Annotated in this window: 17 protein-coding genes and 1 pseudogene; 3 read left to right on the forward strand and 15 right to left on the reverse strand. The window is 72.9% G+C overall.

The annotated features are described in order from the left end of the window. Positions 1–12: 12 nt before the first annotated feature. The 3 genes from AB0E05_RS11790 to AB0E05_RS11800 form a co-directional block, all read right to left on the reverse strand. A complete protein-coding gene (locus AB0E05_RS11790) occupies positions 13–1,290 on the reverse strand; it encodes a GNAT family N-acetyltransferase (RefSeq protein ID WP_361961935.1) in 1,278 nt (425 codons plus the stop codon). Positions 1,291–1,314: 24 nt separating this feature from the next. Next, positions 1,315–2,274, reverse strand: a complete 960-nt coding sequence (locus AB0E05_RS11795) for an asparaginase (RefSeq protein WP_361962085.1) — start codon at positions 2,272–2,274, stop codon at positions 1,315–1,317. Positions 2,275–2,399: 125 nt separating this feature from the next. Then, on the reverse strand, positions 2,400–3,056 hold the full coding sequence (locus tag AB0E05_RS11800; protein WP_361961937.1) for a hypothetical protein: 657 nt from the start codon (positions 3,054–3,056) through the stop codon (positions 2,400–2,402). 159 nt (positions 3,057–3,215) lie between these two features. Between AB0E05_RS11800 and dtd the strand changes: the two genes are divergently transcribed. Beyond that, the gene (gene dtd / locus AB0E05_RS11805; protein WP_361961939.1) at positions 3,216–3,653 is read left to right on the forward strand and encodes a D-aminoacyl-tRNA deacylase; all 438 of its coding nucleotides are present in this window, start codon (positions 3,216–3,218) and stop codon (positions 3,651–3,653) included. A gap of 356 nt (positions 3,654–4,009) precedes the next feature. Here dtd and AB0E05_RS11810 read toward each other — a convergent pair whose 3' ends face one another. The 6 genes from AB0E05_RS11810 to AB0E05_RS11835 all read right to left on the reverse strand — a co-directional run bounded on the left by AB0E05_RS11810 (position 4,010) and on the right by AB0E05_RS11835 (position 8,767). Then, a complete protein-coding gene (locus AB0E05_RS11810) occupies positions 4,010–5,002 on the reverse strand; it encodes a folate-binding protein (protein ID WP_361961941.1) in 993 nt (330 codons plus the stop codon). A gap of 9 nt (positions 5,003–5,011) precedes the next feature. Next, positions 5,012–5,482, reverse strand: a complete 471-nt coding sequence (locus tag AB0E05_RS11815) for a Fur family transcriptional regulator (RefSeq protein WP_361961943.1) — start codon at positions 5,480–5,482, stop codon at positions 5,012–5,014. Between the two features lie 114 nt (positions 5,483–5,596). Then, entirely contained in the window at positions 5,597–6,169 is a 573-nt protein-coding gene (locus AB0E05_RS11820) for an FABP family protein (RefSeq protein WP_361961945.1), read from the reverse strand. A gap of 305 nt (positions 6,170–6,474) precedes the next feature. Further along, positions 6,475–7,371 carry a hypothetical protein gene (locus AB0E05_RS11825; protein ID WP_361961947.1) on the reverse strand — a complete coding sequence of 299 codons (897 nt, stop codon included), beginning with the start codon at positions 7,369–7,371 and terminating at the stop codon, positions 6,475–6,477. Next, positions 7,368–8,099 (reverse strand): hypothetical protein, encoded by a 732-nt coding sequence (locus tag AB0E05_RS11830; protein ID WP_361961949.1) that lies wholly within the window; start codon positions 8,097–8,099, stop codon positions 7,368–7,370. The genes AB0E05_RS11825 and AB0E05_RS11830 overlap by 4 nt, the downstream gene beginning before the upstream one ends. An 8-nt stretch (positions 8,100–8,107) precedes the next feature. Then, positions 8,108–8,767 carry a hypothetical protein gene (locus AB0E05_RS11835; protein WP_361961951.1) on the reverse strand — a complete coding sequence of 220 codons (660 nt, stop codon included), beginning with the start codon at positions 8,765–8,767 and terminating at the stop codon, positions 8,108–8,110. 319 nt (positions 8,768–9,086) lie between these two features. On the opposite strand from AB0E05_RS11835, the gene AB0E05_RS11840 reads away from it, so the two are divergent. Then, positions 9,087–9,449, forward strand: a complete 363-nt coding sequence (locus AB0E05_RS11840) for a DsrE family protein (protein WP_361961953.1) — start codon at positions 9,087–9,089, stop codon at positions 9,447–9,449. Positions 9,450–9,463: 14 nt separating this feature from the next. Here AB0E05_RS11840 and AB0E05_RS11845 read toward each other — a convergent pair. The 4 genes and pseudogenes from AB0E05_RS11845 to AB0E05_RS11860 form a co-directional block, all read right to left on the reverse strand. Beyond that, positions 9,464–9,733: pseudogene (locus AB0E05_RS11845) on the reverse strand (DUF3099 domain-containing protein); the annotation flags it as partial. Positions 9,734–9,919: 186 nt separating this feature from the next. Next, positions 9,920–10,207 carry a DUF1416 domain-containing protein gene (locus AB0E05_RS11850; RefSeq protein WP_361961955.1) on the reverse strand — a complete coding sequence of 96 codons (288 nt, stop codon included), beginning with the start codon at positions 10,205–10,207 and terminating at the stop codon, positions 9,920–9,922. Between the two features lie 30 nt (positions 10,208–10,237). Continuing rightward, the gene (locus AB0E05_RS11855) at positions 10,238–11,083 is read right to left on the reverse strand and encodes a sulfurtransferase (protein WP_361961957.1); all 846 of its coding nucleotides are present in this window, start codon (positions 11,081–11,083) and stop codon (positions 10,238–10,240) included. Between the two features lie 267 nt (positions 11,084–11,350). Further along, positions 11,351–11,434 (reverse strand): putative leader peptide, encoded by an 84-nt coding sequence (locus tag AB0E05_RS11860; protein WP_350807544.1) that lies wholly within the window; start codon positions 11,432–11,434, stop codon positions 11,351–11,353. A 297-nt stretch (positions 11,435–11,731) separates the two neighbouring features. Here AB0E05_RS11860 and AB0E05_RS11865 point away from each other — a divergent pair, with 297 nt between their 5' ends. Then, positions 11,732–12,427, forward strand: a complete 696-nt coding sequence (locus AB0E05_RS11865; RefSeq protein ID WP_361961960.1) for a TetR/AcrR family transcriptional regulator — start codon at positions 11,732–11,734, stop codon at positions 12,425–12,427. Between the two features lie 46 nt (positions 12,428–12,473). Here AB0E05_RS11865 and AB0E05_RS11870 read toward each other — a convergent pair whose 3' ends face one another. Both AB0E05_RS11870 and AB0E05_RS11875 read right to left on the reverse strand, forming a co-directional pair. Continuing rightward, positions 12,474–13,223, reverse strand: coding sequence for a DUF2993 domain-containing protein (locus AB0E05_RS11870; protein WP_361961962.1), 750 nt, complete (start codon positions 13,221–13,223; stop codon positions 12,474–12,476). 218 nt (positions 13,224–13,441) lie between these two features. Continuing rightward, the gene (locus AB0E05_RS11875; RefSeq protein ID WP_361961964.1) at positions 13,442–15,121 is read right to left on the reverse strand and encodes a hypothetical protein; all 1,680 of its coding nucleotides are present in this window, start codon (positions 15,119–15,121) and stop codon (positions 13,442–13,444) included.

Here is a 15,121-nt window from a genome sequence, read left to right on the forward strand (position 1 = left end):
CGCCGCCGGACGTCAGAACACGTCGGGGCACCACGGCCGGCGCGCCGTGCGGAAGACCCGGTCCGCCAGGGCCGCCGCCCCGGCGCGCTCCTCCTGGACCGCGTCGAGCGCCGCGAGCTGCACCGCGGACGCGTCGCCGAGATAGAGCGCGCCCAGCTCCCGTACGTCCAAGGTGACGTCGGGCGCGTCGGCGGTCGGGACGCAGCTCGACCCCTGGGGCGAGACCTCCAACCGGAAGCGGCCGTTCGCCAGGCCCGCGGCGTCCTGCACGTCCAGGACCAGGGTCGCGGAGGTGTCGTACGTACGGGCTTCGAGCGCCCGCGCCACGTCCAGCAGCCGCACCCACAGGAAGTCCGCGTGCGCGACCACCCGGGCCGAGCGCGGGTCCGGCAGCAGGAGGGGCAGCAGGTCGTCGGGGGCGCGCCGGCCGGTGCGCAGGGTGGTGACCCAGTCCAACGAGCAGAGGTAGCGCCACAGGGCGCGCTCCGCCGCCGGGGTGACCGCGAGGAGCTCCTCCACCGTCACGGTGTTGTCGGGCTGCTTGCCGTCGTCCCACTTGCGGTCGTTGGCGTACGCCGCCAGGCCCTCGACCTCGCCGGACGCCGACCGGTACACCGCGTAGTACGGCTCGGTCCACGGCTGGCTCGGAACCCGGATCTCACCGGTGTACAGCCGCCACCAGCGCTCGTTGCGACTGACCGCGCCCGGCTGGCCCGCGGCGAACCGGGCGTGCAGCTCGGGGCCGATCTTGCGGACCTCCTCCACGGGGACCAGGTCGATCCGGCCGCCGTCGGTCGGGCCCGACCAGCGACGGTCGACGCCGGCCCGCGCGATGTCGACGGCCCACTCGGTGACCCAGGTGGCGGGCCCGTAGCCGAACCGGCCGTAGATCGGGTACTCGGCGGAGACCAGCGTCGACAGGACGTCCCCGCGCTCCTTCGCCGCCGCGAGGTCGGCGCCCATGATCCGGCTGAGGAGGCCGCGGCGGCGGTGGGTGGAGGTGACGGTGACGTTGGTGACCGCGTTCGACCGCACCGAAGCACCGCCGACGACCGTCAGGTGCTGCTCGAAGGTGCGGTACGTGGCGACGATCCGCCCCTGGTCGAAGGCGCCCACCACGCGCGTGAGGTCCACCCCCTCGCTGCGCGCCTCCACCTCGCCCTCCTGGAGCGACGGGGACTGCTGGAAGCCGACGCCGACGGCGCGCAGCCAGTCGGGGTACTCGCTGGAGGGGTCGATGGCGCGGACGTCGAGGTCAGTGGGGCGGGAGGAGGGGGTGGCGGAGGTCATACCGCCACGCTAGGCAGAGTCCGCTCAGAAAGTCGCACCAATTTCGCCGACCTCGACGCCGCCGCCCAGCAGCGGCGCCCGGCGGATCCGGTCCACCACGGGACCGGTCACGCCCATCAGCTCCAGCGCCCGGCCCAGCACCGGGCCCAACGCCCGGCCCGCACCGTCGTCGATCTTGAAGGCGAGGGCGCGGCCGTCGGGCAGCGCCACCGCCTGGACCGCCTCGGCGCCCATCTTGGAGAGCGCCCCGGGCACCTCGCGCATCAGCCAGGTGTCGGGGCGGCGGGTGCCCGCCACGTACTCGGGGTGCGCGCGCATCGCGTCCGCGACCCGCCGCTCGGCGGTGCCGGGGTCGGCGAGCACGAGGGAGCGGAAGGCGCGCGCCAGACCGGTGAGGCTGATCGCCATCAGCGGAGCGCCGCAGCCGTCCGTGCCGACGGCCGCGACCCGCTCGCCCGCCGCCTCCTCGACGACCTCGTGGACGAGCTGCTGGAGGGGGTGGTCCGGGGCGAGGTAGGACGTACGGTCCCAACCGTTGTGCGCACAGGCCGCGAGCATCGCCGCGTGCTTGCCGGAGCAGTTCATGGTGATCGGGTCGCGGGTGCGGCCGGCCGCCAGGTACGCCTCCGCCTCCGTCGGGTCCAAGGGCAGGTCGGGCGGGGTCTGGAGCTCGTCGGGCCGGATGCCGTGCTCGACCAGCAGGGTGCGCACCAGATCGAGGTGGAAGTCCTCGCCCGAATGGCTCGCGGCGGTCAGCGCCAGCCGCTCCCCCGCCAGGTCGAGCCCGGCCCGCAGCACCGCCACGGCCTGCATGGGCTTGTTGCTGGAGCGCGGGAAGACGGGGGCGGCCACGTCGCCGAGGGCCAGCTCCACGCCGCCGTCGGCGGCCAGCACGACCAGGGACCCGCGGTGCCGGCCCTCGACGAAACCGGACCGCACGACCTCGGCGAGGACCGGGGAGGCGGCCCGGACACCGGCCTCCATCGACGCGATCGGCGCGGCCGGCTTCGGGGAGCGGGCGGATATCGCAGCGGTGGTGCTGCTCGACTCGGCGGCGGTCATCTAGGGGCGGCCTTCCAGCGCGGGAACCCGCTTCCGGAAGGATCGCTTCAGGTCAGCAGGTCGTCTACTTGTGCTTCTCCTTCACGGTACCTGCGGGCGATCTCCGCACTGCAATCGTCGGCCGTGCGCTGCAACACGTGCCGACGGCGCGAGACCTGCTGCTCGTAGCGGACCAGCCGGCCCATCGCCGCGTGCAGCTCGTCGTCCGTCCGGGCGGCCGGGTCCGACAGCTCCACGTCGGCGAGCATCTTCGCGGCCAGCAGCCGGTACTCCTCGCTGTGCGGCGTGGACACCGTCACGTGCCGGGCGGACGAGCGGTGGCTGGAGGGCGCGTCGGCCAGGATCCCCGACAGCCGTTCGACGAACGCCGCCGCCTCCTGCTCGCCGGCCGCGCCCTCCGGCCCGCCGAGCGGCGCCGCCGTGCGTTCCGCGTCCGGGTCCGCGCGCCGGGCCAGCTCCGCCCGGAGGATGTCGATCCGGCCCTGGAGCAGCCGGCGCACGTAGCTGAGGTCGGCCTCGTCCTGCTGCGACTGGCGGCGCAGGGCCCGCAGCTCGGGCAGGCGCAGGGCGGGCAGCTCGTACTGCGGGAGGTCGGCGAAGTGGTCGGCGAGGTGGTCGACGGCCCGGGACGGCGCCTGCCCCGTGCGCTGGTGCGGCGGACGGGCGGGGTTGACCGTCGTCTGCCTGGTGCCCGAAGTGCTCATGTACGTGTGTCCGTCCCCTCGACCGGCGCGGGGGACTCCCCGGGCCCCCGCAGACCGGGGGGCTGGGCCGGGGGCCGCACCGCCTTGGTGAATGGTGCCATTCCGGAACCATTCGACGCAGGCGCTCTGCACCCGTTCAGCCCCGATAGGTTGGGCGGTATGCGTGCGGTGGTGCAGAGGGTGGACGGTGCGAGCGTCACCGTGACGGACGAGTCCGGTACGCGGACGGTCGGGGAGATCGTCGGCGAGGGGCTGTGCGTCCTCGTCGGGGTCACCCACGAGGACTCGGCCGAGCAGGCGGAACGGCTCGCCCGCAAGCTGTGGTCGCTCCGGGTCCTGGAGGGCGAGAAGTCCTGCTCGGACGTGAACGCGCCGCTGCTGGTGATCTCGCAGTTCACCCTGTACGGAGACGCGCGCAAGGGCCGCCGGCCCACGTGGAACGCGGCGGCGCCGGGGCCGGTGGCGGAGCCCCTGGTCGACGAGGTCGTCACCCGCCTGCGCGCGCTGGGCGCCCACGTGGAAACGGGCCGCTTCGGCGCGGCGATGCGGGTCTCCCTGACGAACCAGGGGCCCTTCACGGTGCTGCTGGAGGTGTGAACGCCGCGACTTGATGGGGCGTTCTCGCGCGGTTCCTCCCCCTGTGCCCTGCGGGCACGGGGCCACCCCCACCTACGCCCAGAGGGCGCTGGGGGTACTCCCAGCGCCCCCAACAAACCCGCCGTTTCCCTGCGGGAGCGCTTGTCCGTGCGACCCGGTGGCGGGCTGTTCGCGCAGTTCCCCGCGCCCCTGATTCTCTGCCCCGTGACTTTGTCTGCGGGCTGGGGCAGGGGGGTTAGGGGCGCTGGGGGTGCCCCCGTGCCCTCTGGGCACGGGGGAGGAACCGCACGACGAGCCACAGAGCACCCGCGGGGAAACGGCGGGTACGTCGTTCAGGCGCGCGGGCGCCCGCGGGGTTACGGCTCGACCACCGGTTCCTGCGCCGCCGCCGTCGTGCCCGCCAGCAGCTCCGCGTCCAGCGGAACGTTCCGCTTCACCAGCGCCAGCGCGATCGGCCCCAGCTCGTAGTGGCGCGCCGACGTCGTCACGAAGCCCAGCTGCCGACCCTCCGCGCCGTCCGACGCGAGCCGGATCGGGGTGCCCGGCCCGGGCAGGTGCACCTCGCTGCCGTCGAGGTGCAGGAAGACCAGCCGACGCGGCGGCTTGCCCAGGTTCTGCACCCGGGCCACCGTCTCCTGCCCCCGGTAGCAGCCCTTCTGGAGGTGGACCGCGGTGCCGATGAGGCCCAGCTCGTGCGGGATGGTCCGGTGGTCGGTCTCGAAGCCGAGGCGGGGGCGGTGCGCCTCGACCCGCAGCGCCTCGTACGCCAGCATCCCGGCGAGCGGCCCGTGCTGCTCCGCGTACGACTCCAGTCCGGCGCGCGGCAGGAAGACGTCCCGGCCGTACGGCACCTCGCGCACCGTCGCGCCCTCGGGCACGGGCGCGATCGACCCGGCCGGCAGGTGCACCACCGCGAAGTCGTCCGTGCGGTCGGCCACCTCCACCCGGTAGAAGAACTTCATCGACTCCAGGTAGGCGACGAGGTCGTCCTGCGTGCCGGGCTCGACGTGCACCCACACCGTCTCGCCGTCGTCGACGAGGGAGAGCGCGTGCTCGATGTGCCCGTTCGAGGAGAGGACGAGCGCCTCGGTCGCCTGCCCGGCGGGCAGGTCGCTGACGTGCTGGGTGACCAGCAGGTGCAGCCAGCTGAGCCGGTCGGAGCCGGTGACGGTGACGACGCCGCGGTGCGAGAGGTCGACCAGCCCGGAGCCGTCGGCCAGGGCGCTCTGTTCCCGGAAGATGTCGCCGTAGTGTGCGGCCACGCCTTCGTCGGCGCCTTCGGCCGGGACGGCACCGGGGCGGGACAGCAGCGGGCTCAGCGGACGCTTCGGGCTCTTCACAGTGGCCATGGGGAAAGCCTACGACCCGCTCGCCGGGGACTCGTCGGCCGTGGCCCCGTCCGCCGGCGGCGCCCCCGCCGAGCACTGCTCGCAGCGGCCGAAGATGGCGAAGTGCTTCATGTCGGTGTCGAAGCCGAAGGTCTGCTTCAGGGTCTCGGTGAAGGGCGCCGCGACCTCCACGTCCGCCTCGATGACGGCCGTGCAGTCCCGGCACACCAGATGGATGTGGTGGTGCCGGTCGGCCAGGTGGTAGGTGGGCGCGCCGTGCCCGAGGTGGGCGTGCGAGACCAGCCCCAGCTCCTCCAGGAGCTCCAGGGTCCGGTACACGGTGGAGATGTTCACGCCCGACGCCGTCTTGCGGACCTCGCAGAGGATGTCGTCGGGCGTCGCGTGCTCCAGGGCGTCGACGGCCTCCAGCACCAGCTGACGCTGTGGGGTCAGTCGGTAGCCGCGCTTGCGCAGGTCGCTCTGCCAGTCGGTGGTCACCACGCCTCCCAGTGTAAGGAGGCACGGCGCACCGCCCGCGGAAAGCGGACGGCTGCGGCTGCGGCTGCGGCTACGGCTACGGCTACGGCTACGGCTACGGCTACACGGAGCGAGCGCCTACTTGAAAAAGGCGATGCCGTCGTCCGGGAGGTCGCCCAGGTCCTTCGCCCACTCCGCGACCTGCTCGGGCGTGACGGTCTTCTTCAGCTGCGCCGACATGTACGGCCGCAGGGGCACCTCGGGGGTGGACTTCTCGCCCACCCACATCAGGTCGCCCTTCACGTATCCGTAGAGCCGCTTGCCACCGCTGTACGGCCCGGAGGCCGCGGTGCGCGCGACGGCGTCCGTCGCCAGGTCGATCTGCGGCTTCTGGTCCGCCAACTCGCCGTACCAGACCTCGACGACGCCCTGGTCGCGCACCATCACGACTTCGAGCTTGCGGTCCTTGTCGATGCGCCAGTAGCCGTGCTCGCTCTCCAGCGGCCGGACCTGCTTGCCCTCGGAGTCCAGGACCCAGGAGTGGGAGGAGTACTCGATGAAGTCCCGGCCGTCGTGGCTGAAGGTGACCGACTGACCGAAGTTGCACTTCTCGGCGCCGGGGAAGTCGGAGACGCCGGCGCCCTCCCAAGTGCCGAGGAGGAAGGCGAGGGGGACGAGGTCCGGGTTCAGGTCGGACGGGATCTCGATCATGAGCGGCTTCTGTCAGTGGGTGCCGGTGGTGGTGCCGGCGCGACGGACGGGCTTGCGGGTGCGGTCCGGAAGGGTCAGCGCTGGCCCTGGTACAGCTTCTTCACGGCCAGCACGGAGAACGCGGCGACACCGATGCAGACCAGCACCAGCAGGGCCTCGAAGAAGGCAATAAGCACGGAGTGCTCCTCGTACGGGTTCGGACGGGACACCGTCCGGACGGAATGCGGACCGGGCCCCAGCCTAATGGGTTGGGGCCCGGTCGCCCCTGCGGGGGCGCGTCAGCGCCTGCGCAGGGGGTGCACGGCTCAGCTCAGGAGCTGGCTCTGGAGCACGAGCGTCTGGTGGAAGGGGACGGCCGCGGCCCCGCCCTTCTTCTCGTGCACGACCAGCGCGAGCGTGTCGCCCGCGTGGACGTAGGCCTGCCGGGTGTGCGTGGCACCGCCGTTCCCGGGTTCGAGGAAGGGGTACGCGGACACTCCCGGCATGCCGCCCCTGCTGTCCCACGCCACGTCCTCCTCGACGGTCGGCGCGCTCTTCAGGGGCTGGCCGGGGATCGAGTTGTCCAGGGCGTTCACCCCGGTGGAGGCGAACCGGCCCGCCTCGTCCGCGCTGGCGAACCGGAGCAGGTAGATCCGTGCGGACGTGCCGTCCGGCATGGTCCAGCCGCGGGCCGCCACGTGGCGCACGGCGTACTCGGTGAGCGCCAGCCTGATCTTGGGGTGGGCCTCCTCGGCGTACTCGGACAGGTAGCGGTCCTGGGTCGTCCAACCGCCGTTCAGCGTCTTGTCCTGCCGTGCGCCCTCGGGCGCCGGCAACAGCAGTCGGCGCAGGTCGGCGTGGTGGATCCCGGCCTCGCTCTGCTGGCTGAAGGGGCGCGGGCTGCCCTCGGGGAGCGCGGGCAGCGAGAGCCGCGGGTACGCCCAGCGGCCGTCGTCCTCGCTGGCCAGACCGGGGACGTCGGCGCGTTCCATCGAGCCGATGCCGTACGCGGTGCCGGCGCCGAGGCCCAGGCAGAGCAGCACGGCGGCGCTCCAGCGGCCGACGGCGCGCAGCGCCGTGCGGTCGCGCGGGGCGGCGGGCGTCGGGGCGGCGGGTGCCGCGGCGGCCGACGTCTCGGCGGCGGGTGCCGTCACGGTTGGCGGTTCGGTCGGTTCCGGGGGAAGCTGCGGCAGCGCCTCCGGTGCGGGCTCGGTCCCGGTCATACGGCCTCCTGCGGGGACGCGAGGTGGTCCATCTGCTGCTTCATGAAGTCGACGACCTCGGACGGGGACAGCTTGTCCTTCCCGTACGCCCGCAGCGTGACGTTGGTCCCGCCCGCGTACCCCCAGCACAGGAACTCCCGCAGGTCCTCCTTCGCCTCGGCCTCGACCGAGTGGCAGGACGTGTTCTTCTCGTGGCCGTCGACCGCCGGCAACGCGTCGAGCCCCAGCCGTTCGGCGACTCCGGCCAGCACCACGTAGAGGGCACGGGCCTTCTCGGAGCCCCCGAAGCGCGTCAGGGAGACGTCGACGACGTGGGTGAACTGAGCACTGCCGTAGGTGCGCCACGCCACGCCCTCCACCCCCAACCGGTCCACGTTCCTCTCGAACTCCCGGCGGTCACTGCCCGACAGGCCGTCGCCGCCGGACCCCCGCTTGATCCGCTCGGCGGCCTGCGCACCGCTGAGTTCGCCGTCGTTGCCCCCGTGGCCCAGCCGGTCCGGGCCGAGCTTGTAGAGGTTGGGCACGGGCAGCAGCTGCTTGCTGAGCGGGGTGTGGGTCCGTCCGTTGTCGAGGTCGCCGACGGGGTCGTGGGCGGGGTCCACCGGGCCTTCCGCCCACACCTCGGTCGCCGGGGACCGGTCGGCCCCGGACGCCGTGGTCGTGACGTACGTCGCGCCCGCGACCACGACCGCGAGCGCCAGCGCCCCCGGCAGGACCACTCGGCTCACCAGGGGCTTCACAGGCGCTCCCACTGTTGCCGGGCCAGGGTGCCGATCTCCTTCTTGCCGATGGGCTCGGTGTCGTACAGGTGGATGTCGGCCATGATGTTGCCGCGCTGGACGAGCGCCCGCGCCTGGTACAGCGGCTTGTAGCCCGCGTTCTTCTTCACCGCGTGGATGTACGTCCGGCCCTGCTCGGTGTACGACAGCAGGTCGCCCTCGTCGCCCCCGGTGAGGCCGGGCATGTAGTTGTCCTGGCTGTCCATGAACATCGACGCGCCCTCGTAGTTCTCGAACTGGACGAGGTTGACCGACCACTCGCGCTCGCCCTTGGTCCAGCGGGCGCCGGCCCCCCGTCGCATGTCCCTCGCCAACAGGTCTGCCACGGCTCTCTGCGGGCTCTCGAACCACTGGGCGTACGACTGAAGGTCCATCTCTCCTTCGTCGAGCCACTCCGCGTCGACGCTCCGCGCCCCCGCCGGCTTCGGCAGCAGCAGCTTGCGCAGGTCGCCCTCCGTCTTGACCTGGTGGTCCTCCGCGGCGGTGAGGGCCGCCGGGCGCCGGTCCGCGGCCAGCGGCTTCGCCGGGTACGTCAGGCCCGGCTGGCTCAGGGCCGGCAGCGGCGTCGGCTCGCGCTCGGCCTGGACGCCGTAGCCGACGGCCGTGCCGCCGACCACACCGACGACGGACGCGACCGCGAGCAGAACGGCGGTGGCGCCGCGCGGCCGGCGCCGTACGCGCGGCCCCTCAGCCGACCCCGCGCCTGCAGCCGCCTCTGGTGCTTCTGATGCTTCTGGTTTGTTCTGGTGCTCCAATGCCCGAAGTCCCCCCAATGAGACCGGTTCCGTACGCGATTCACGTACGCGATGCGAAAAGGAATGCGGCGGCGCCCGCGGCACTCGCGGCGGTTCGACACGGCCGCGGCCGTGGATGCCTGCTTCGAGCAGACTTCTACCGGACGGCGGGGGTTGTGCGCACGGGGATTACGATTCGGGAATGGCCGAGAAGCTCGTGATCAAGGTAACTGCCGGAGCCGATGCGCCGGAACGCTGCTCGCAGGCGTTCACGGTGGCCGCCGTCGCCGTCGCCAGCGGCGTCGAGGTGTCCCTGTGGCTGACCGGCGAGTCCGCGTGGTTCGCGCTGCCGGGGAGGGCCGCCGAGTTCGAGCTGCCGCACGCCGCACCGCTGCCCGACCTCATCGCGTCGATCCAGGCCGCCGGGCAGATCACCTTGTGCACCCAGTGCGCGGCGCGCCGTGACATCACGGAGCAGGACGTGTTGGCGGGCGTGCGGATCGCGGGGGCGCAGGTCTTCGTCAGCGAGGTCATGGCCGACGGCGCGAAGGCGCTCGTGTACTGACCCGTACCGACGGCTCAGTGGCGGCGCTTGCCGTCGAGTTCGTCCCACCACTCGTCGGACTGGGGATCGCCGGTGGGGTCGTCCCACCAGCGGTCGTCCGGGCCCCTGCGGTTCGCCACGATCGCGGCGATCGGGGGGATGACCATGGCGACGACGCACATCGCGACCGCGGCCGGCACGGACCACAGGCGCACGACTGCCCAGGCGGAGACAAAGAGGAAGATGCACCCGCCCATGAGCAGGAAATAGGCACGACGCCGCCGCGCGTACATACGTCCAGCGTACGGCGGCCGGGCCCGCCCCGATACGCCCCGACACCGCCCGTCCGCGCCTGTTCACCGCCCGGACGGAGGGCGGAGACGACCGAAGGGCCGCACCCAGGTCCAGTGGCGTCCAACCCCCTGGGGTGCGGCCCTCCGGGCCGTTCGTCCGCGTGCGCCCCGGGCGCCCGCGGACCGTTCGAGTCGCGGTCAGACCGCGATCGCGACCTCCGACAGACCACCGGTCTGCGCGACGACGGTGCGGTCCGCCGTACCGCCCGGCACCAGGGCGCGCACGGTCCACGTGCCCTCGGCCGCGTAGAAGCGGAACTGGCCCGTCGCCGAGGTCGGCACCTCGGCGGTGAACTCGCCGGTCGAGTCCAGCAGGCGGACGTAGCCCGTCACGGGCTCGCCGTCGCGGGTCACCTGCCCCTGGATGGTCGTCTCACCGGGCTTGATCGTCGAGGCGTCGGGGCCGCCGACCTTCGCTCCACACATACAGCTCTCCTACTGCTTCCGGGTCGGGGGTTACTTCGCGGCGCCGAGCTCGATCGGCACGCCGACGAGGGAGCCGTACTCGGTCCAGGAACCGTCGTAGTTCTTGACGTTCTCCACGCCCAGCAGCTCGTGCAGGACGAACCACGTGAGCGCGGAGCGCTCGCCGATGCGGCAGTACGCGATGGTGTCCTTCGCCAGGTCCACCTGCTCGGCCGCGTACAGCGCCGTCAGCTCGTCGTCCGACTTGAACGTGCCGTCGTCGTTGGCGTTCTTGGACCACGGGATGTTGCGGGCGCTCGGCACGTGGCCGGGGCGCTGCGACTGCTCCTGCGGGAGGTGCGCCGGCGCGAGCAGCTTGCCGCTGAACTCGTCGGGCGAGCGCACGTCGACCAGGTTCTGCGTGCCGATCGCGGCGACGACGTCGTCGCGGAAGGCGCGGATGGAGGCGTCCTGCGCCTTGGCCTTGTACTCGGTGGCCGGACGCTCGGGCACCTGGGCGCCGTCGACCAGGTCGCGGGAGTCCAGCTCCCACTTCTTGCGACCGCCGTCGAGGAGCTTCACGGACTCGTGGCCGTAGAGCTTGAAGTACCAGTAGGCGTAGGACGCGAACCAGTTGTTGTTGCCGCCGTAGAGGACGACGGTGGTGTCGTTCGCGATGCCCTTGGCCGACAGGAGCTTCTCGAAGCCCTCCTGGTCGATGAAGTCGCGGCGGACCGGGTCCTGGAGGTCCTTCGTCCAGTCGATCCGGATCGCGTTCTTGATGTGGTTCTTGTCGTAGGCGGACGTGTCCTCGTCGACCTCGACGATCGCGACCTTCGGGTCGTCGATGCGGGCCTCGACCCAGTCGGCGTCTACCAGGACGTCGCTGCGGCTCATGTTGTTTCTCCTCCGGGGCAGTTGCGGCGGTTCGGCGCCAGAGCGCTGTGGAAGCGGTGCTGCGGAAGGGTGCCTGCTGTGCTGGTGCGGTGGTGCTCGGTGCGGTGCGGTGCGTTCGGTTCGCGGGCGTTGTGCGTGCCCACCCGGTCTGCACGGACGGTCACGGACGACGACGGACGGCGGACCGGCAGCGCCGGGCACCGCACAGCGGCACGGGCCCCGATCTTCTGGCGAGGGCCGGGGCGAGGACGGGAGCGGTGCTCCCGCTCAGACGGCGCGACAGAGCATGGCGGCCACGCGGCACAGGTCGACTGCCCGCCGCTTGGTGAGATCCGCCTGTCGCTGCTTCATGCGTCCGATCGTAGGGACGCGGCGGGCGGGATGTCACCGGTGTGTCGGATATTGAGACGAGATCGACCGCCATGCGATACGATCACCGACCTCCACCCCTCCCCGCACCGCCTCCCGGCGACCCGCCCCCGTCTGCTTTCTACCCATCGGACAGGTCCGTCTCACCATGCGGCCGGGTGGTGCCGAAAGGGCCCCAAAAGGCCGCCACCAGGGCGTCCGCGGCCGGGCCCGCGACAGGTGCCCCTGACAACGACCTCTGTAGTGGACGTTCTATCCAACGGCGGTACATTGGGTCGGATGAAGACCAGGGGACTGCACCAGACGACGAACGCGAACGCTCCGAAGGGCGGCACGAACGCGACGGCCGGGACCGGGGCGGACGGAACGGCCGGGACCGCGGCGAGGACGGCCCGGGCCGCCGACGTCCCCGGCACCCGCGAGCGGATCGTCCGCGCCGCGTCGCTGCTGATGCAGCGCCAGGGGTACGACGCCACCCCCATCAAGCAGATCTCCCAGGAGGCCGACGCCACCTTGGGCTCGGTGTACCACTTCTTCCCCGGTGGCAAGCAGGAGCTGGCCGTCGCCGCCGTGCAGCGCGGCGACGAGGAGTTCAGCGACATCCTGCGGGAGATCCTCGACGCCGAACCCGACCCGGCCGAGGCGGTCCTCGCCCTCACCGACTCCCTCGCGGACGGGCTGCGGGAGTCCGACTGGATCGACGGCTGCCCCGTCACGGCCACCGCCCTCGGCACCGCCGGCCGCCTCCCCGACATCCAGCGGGCCGCGGCCGAGGCGTTCGCGCGCTGGCAGTCGGTGGTCTTCGACAAGCTCCGGGCGGCGGGCGTCCCCGAACAGGACGCGGACGACCTCGCCTGCACGGTGATCAGCACCCTGGAAGGCGCCGAACTCGCGGCCCAGGTCGCCCGGGACGACAAGCCGCTGCGGCTGGCGGGCACGCACCTGGCCCGGCTCATCACCTCGTACCGGAGCTGACCCCGCGCGACCGGGCGCGACCGGTACGGGTGGACGGACCTCACGGTCAGCCGACGGCGACGTCCTGCGCCTGACCGGAGAACCGCAGCCCGTCCTCCGTCGCCTCCACGCGGTCCAGCGAGATGCGGGACGGCACGCCCTCGATCGTCATGTCGTAGTCGATGGCGTCGCGCATCATCCGGTCGAAGCCCGGCAGCGGAATGCCCCCGGGCAGGGACTCGGCCTTGAAGCGGACCGTCTTGCCCTCGACCAGCTCGACCGTGCTGTAGATGGTCACCTCACCCGTCAGCAGGGACTCCAGACGGCTGCTCCCCAGGTCCCGGCCCGCGCTCTTCAGCAGGTCCTTCGGGGTGCCGGTCACCTTCACCTGTCCCTTCGCCGCGCGCTCCGGGCCGGCGTAGCCGACGGTCGCGCCCTCGGGCGCCGCCTTCGCGAGGTCCGCGTACGAGATGCGGGCGGAGCCGTCGGCCCGGCCCGCGACCGCGGACGAGAAGTCGCTGCCGATCTTGACGTCCCGCAGGTCGGCCTTCACCTCGGTGACGTTCACCGTGCGGCCGTCGGCCTTCGCGGTGACGCCCTCGACGCTGACGCCCACCTCGTCGAGCTGCTTGCCCAGGACCTGGGTGAGGAAGGGGAAGCCCTTGATGGAGACGTCCGGCGTCCGGGAGAGGCCCTGGCTGCTGCGGATCTTGTCCGCCGTCTCCGACTCGGCCACGTTCACCGCGATGCGGTCGACGGCGATGAACAGGCCGCCGAGTACGACCGCGGTGATCAGAAGTATTCGCAACGCGCGCATGGCCCAGGGCCCCCAAGTCGTCCGGCCGGAAGTCGTCGACGAGAACCCGTCGAGACCCATCGATTAGAGCTGACGTGCGACCGGGGACGATGGTTCCGGACGGGCGGGTGGCAAGGCTCACCCGCCCCATCACGCGCTGCGGCTCTGGCCCGAGCTGCGCTGGTCCGGGCCCGAGCTGCGCTGGTCCGGGCCCGACCTGCGCTTTCGTGCGGTACGGATCAGGCGAGCACCCGGCCGACCAGGTACACCGCGGGGGCCGCCAGGGCCAGCGGCAGCGCCACGCCCGCCGTGAAGTGCACGAACCGCGACGGGTAGTCGTAGCTGGCCGCCCGCAGGCCCACCAGCGCGAGCACGCCGGCCGCGAGCCCGAGGAGTGCGCCCTGCGCGCCCAGGTCCGTCAGCCCGCCCACGACCGCACCGGTACCGGCCGCCCCCAGCAGGCCGAGCGCCAGGGACGCGACGCCCGGCACGGGCAGCGCCCGGGCGAGGACGGCCACGGCGACGGCGACCCCGCCGACCACGACCGCGTCGGAGGACGCCGCCAGGTACCCGGCCGCGACGACGGCGAGCGCGGCGGAGGCGACCGTCGCCATCAGGCCGTACATCCGCTCGTCGGCGCCGGCGTGGCTGCGCAGTTGGAGCACCACGGTGAGCAGCACCCACACGCCCAGCGTGCCGGTGATCGCGGCCGGCCCGTGCTCCCGGCCGACGGCGAGCAGGACCACGTCGGCCACGAAGCCGCCCAGGAAGGCGAGGGCGATGCCCTGACGGGCGGGCCACATGCCGTTGAGCCGGAACCAGCCGGCGGCGGTGACCGCCTGGAGCAGCACGAGCGGCACGAGGAGGGCGTACGACCCGATCGCCGCGCCCCCCGCGAGCAGCAGGCCGAGCGCGGCGGTGAGCCCGGCCGGCTGGATGCCGGGGGCGATGATCGGCGACCGGCCCTCGGCGCGGGCGCGCTGGGCGTCGGTGATCCGGGTGTTGCCGCTGGTCGTGGGGGGGCTGTAGCCGGTGTCGGCGGAGGCGGGCACCACCTCGGGGGTGAGCGCCACGACGGGCGGGGGCGCCGCGGCGTGCGGCGCCTCGGGCGGCAGCGGGTACGCGCCCTGGGGCGTACGCCCGTGCCTGCGAGCCCCGGCCGACGGCCCAGGGGGCACGGGCGGCAGGTACGCCGTCTGCTCCGCCGCGCTCGCCGGCGCGGCCGGCACGGGCGGCAGGTACGCGGTTTCCTCGGCGGCGCTCGCCGGCGCGGCCGACGGGGTGGGACCGGACGGCGCGGACGGAACCGGCGGGAGGTACGCCGTCTGCTCCGCGGCGGACGGCACCGGCGGGAGGTACGCCGTCTCCTCGGCGGGCCCCGCGGGCTGCCGGGCGGCCCCGTGCTGGGTGAAGCCCGGCTGGTACTGGGTGTCCCAGGTCTCGCCCTGCCAGGTCTGCGCGGCCTGCCCGACGTCCTGGTGCGCCGCCTGCTGCGGGTACCCGTATCCCTGGGGCTGTTGTTGGTGCGACGGGTAGGGCTGCTGCGCTTGCTGAGGCGGGTGCTGTTGGTACGGCTGCTGTTGCCGGTACGGCTGTTGAGGCTGCTGGTATGGCTGTTGTGGCGGGTATGCCTGAGGGTGGCCGGGGCCGGGGTTGCCCGGCTGGCCGGGGTGGCTGGCGTGACCCGGGTGGCCACCGTGACCCTGCTGCTGCCCGTACTCCGCCCCCGCGTACGGGTTGTATGCCCCCGCCTGCGGGTGCGGCTGGGGCTGCCCGTACTGCTGGGGCTGGGGCTGCGCGTACGGCTGAGGTTGCGGCTGCGGCTGCGACGCCCCCCGCTCCTGCTCCTGGTCCCGCCCGTACGGCGACGGTGACGGGGACGCGTACGGGTCGTACGGATACTGCTGGTCGCTGCTCAT

This window comes from Streptomyces sp. NPDC048057 (assembly GCF_040653095.1).
GTDB lineage: Bacteria > Actinomycetota > Actinomycetes > Streptomycetales > Streptomycetaceae > Streptomyces.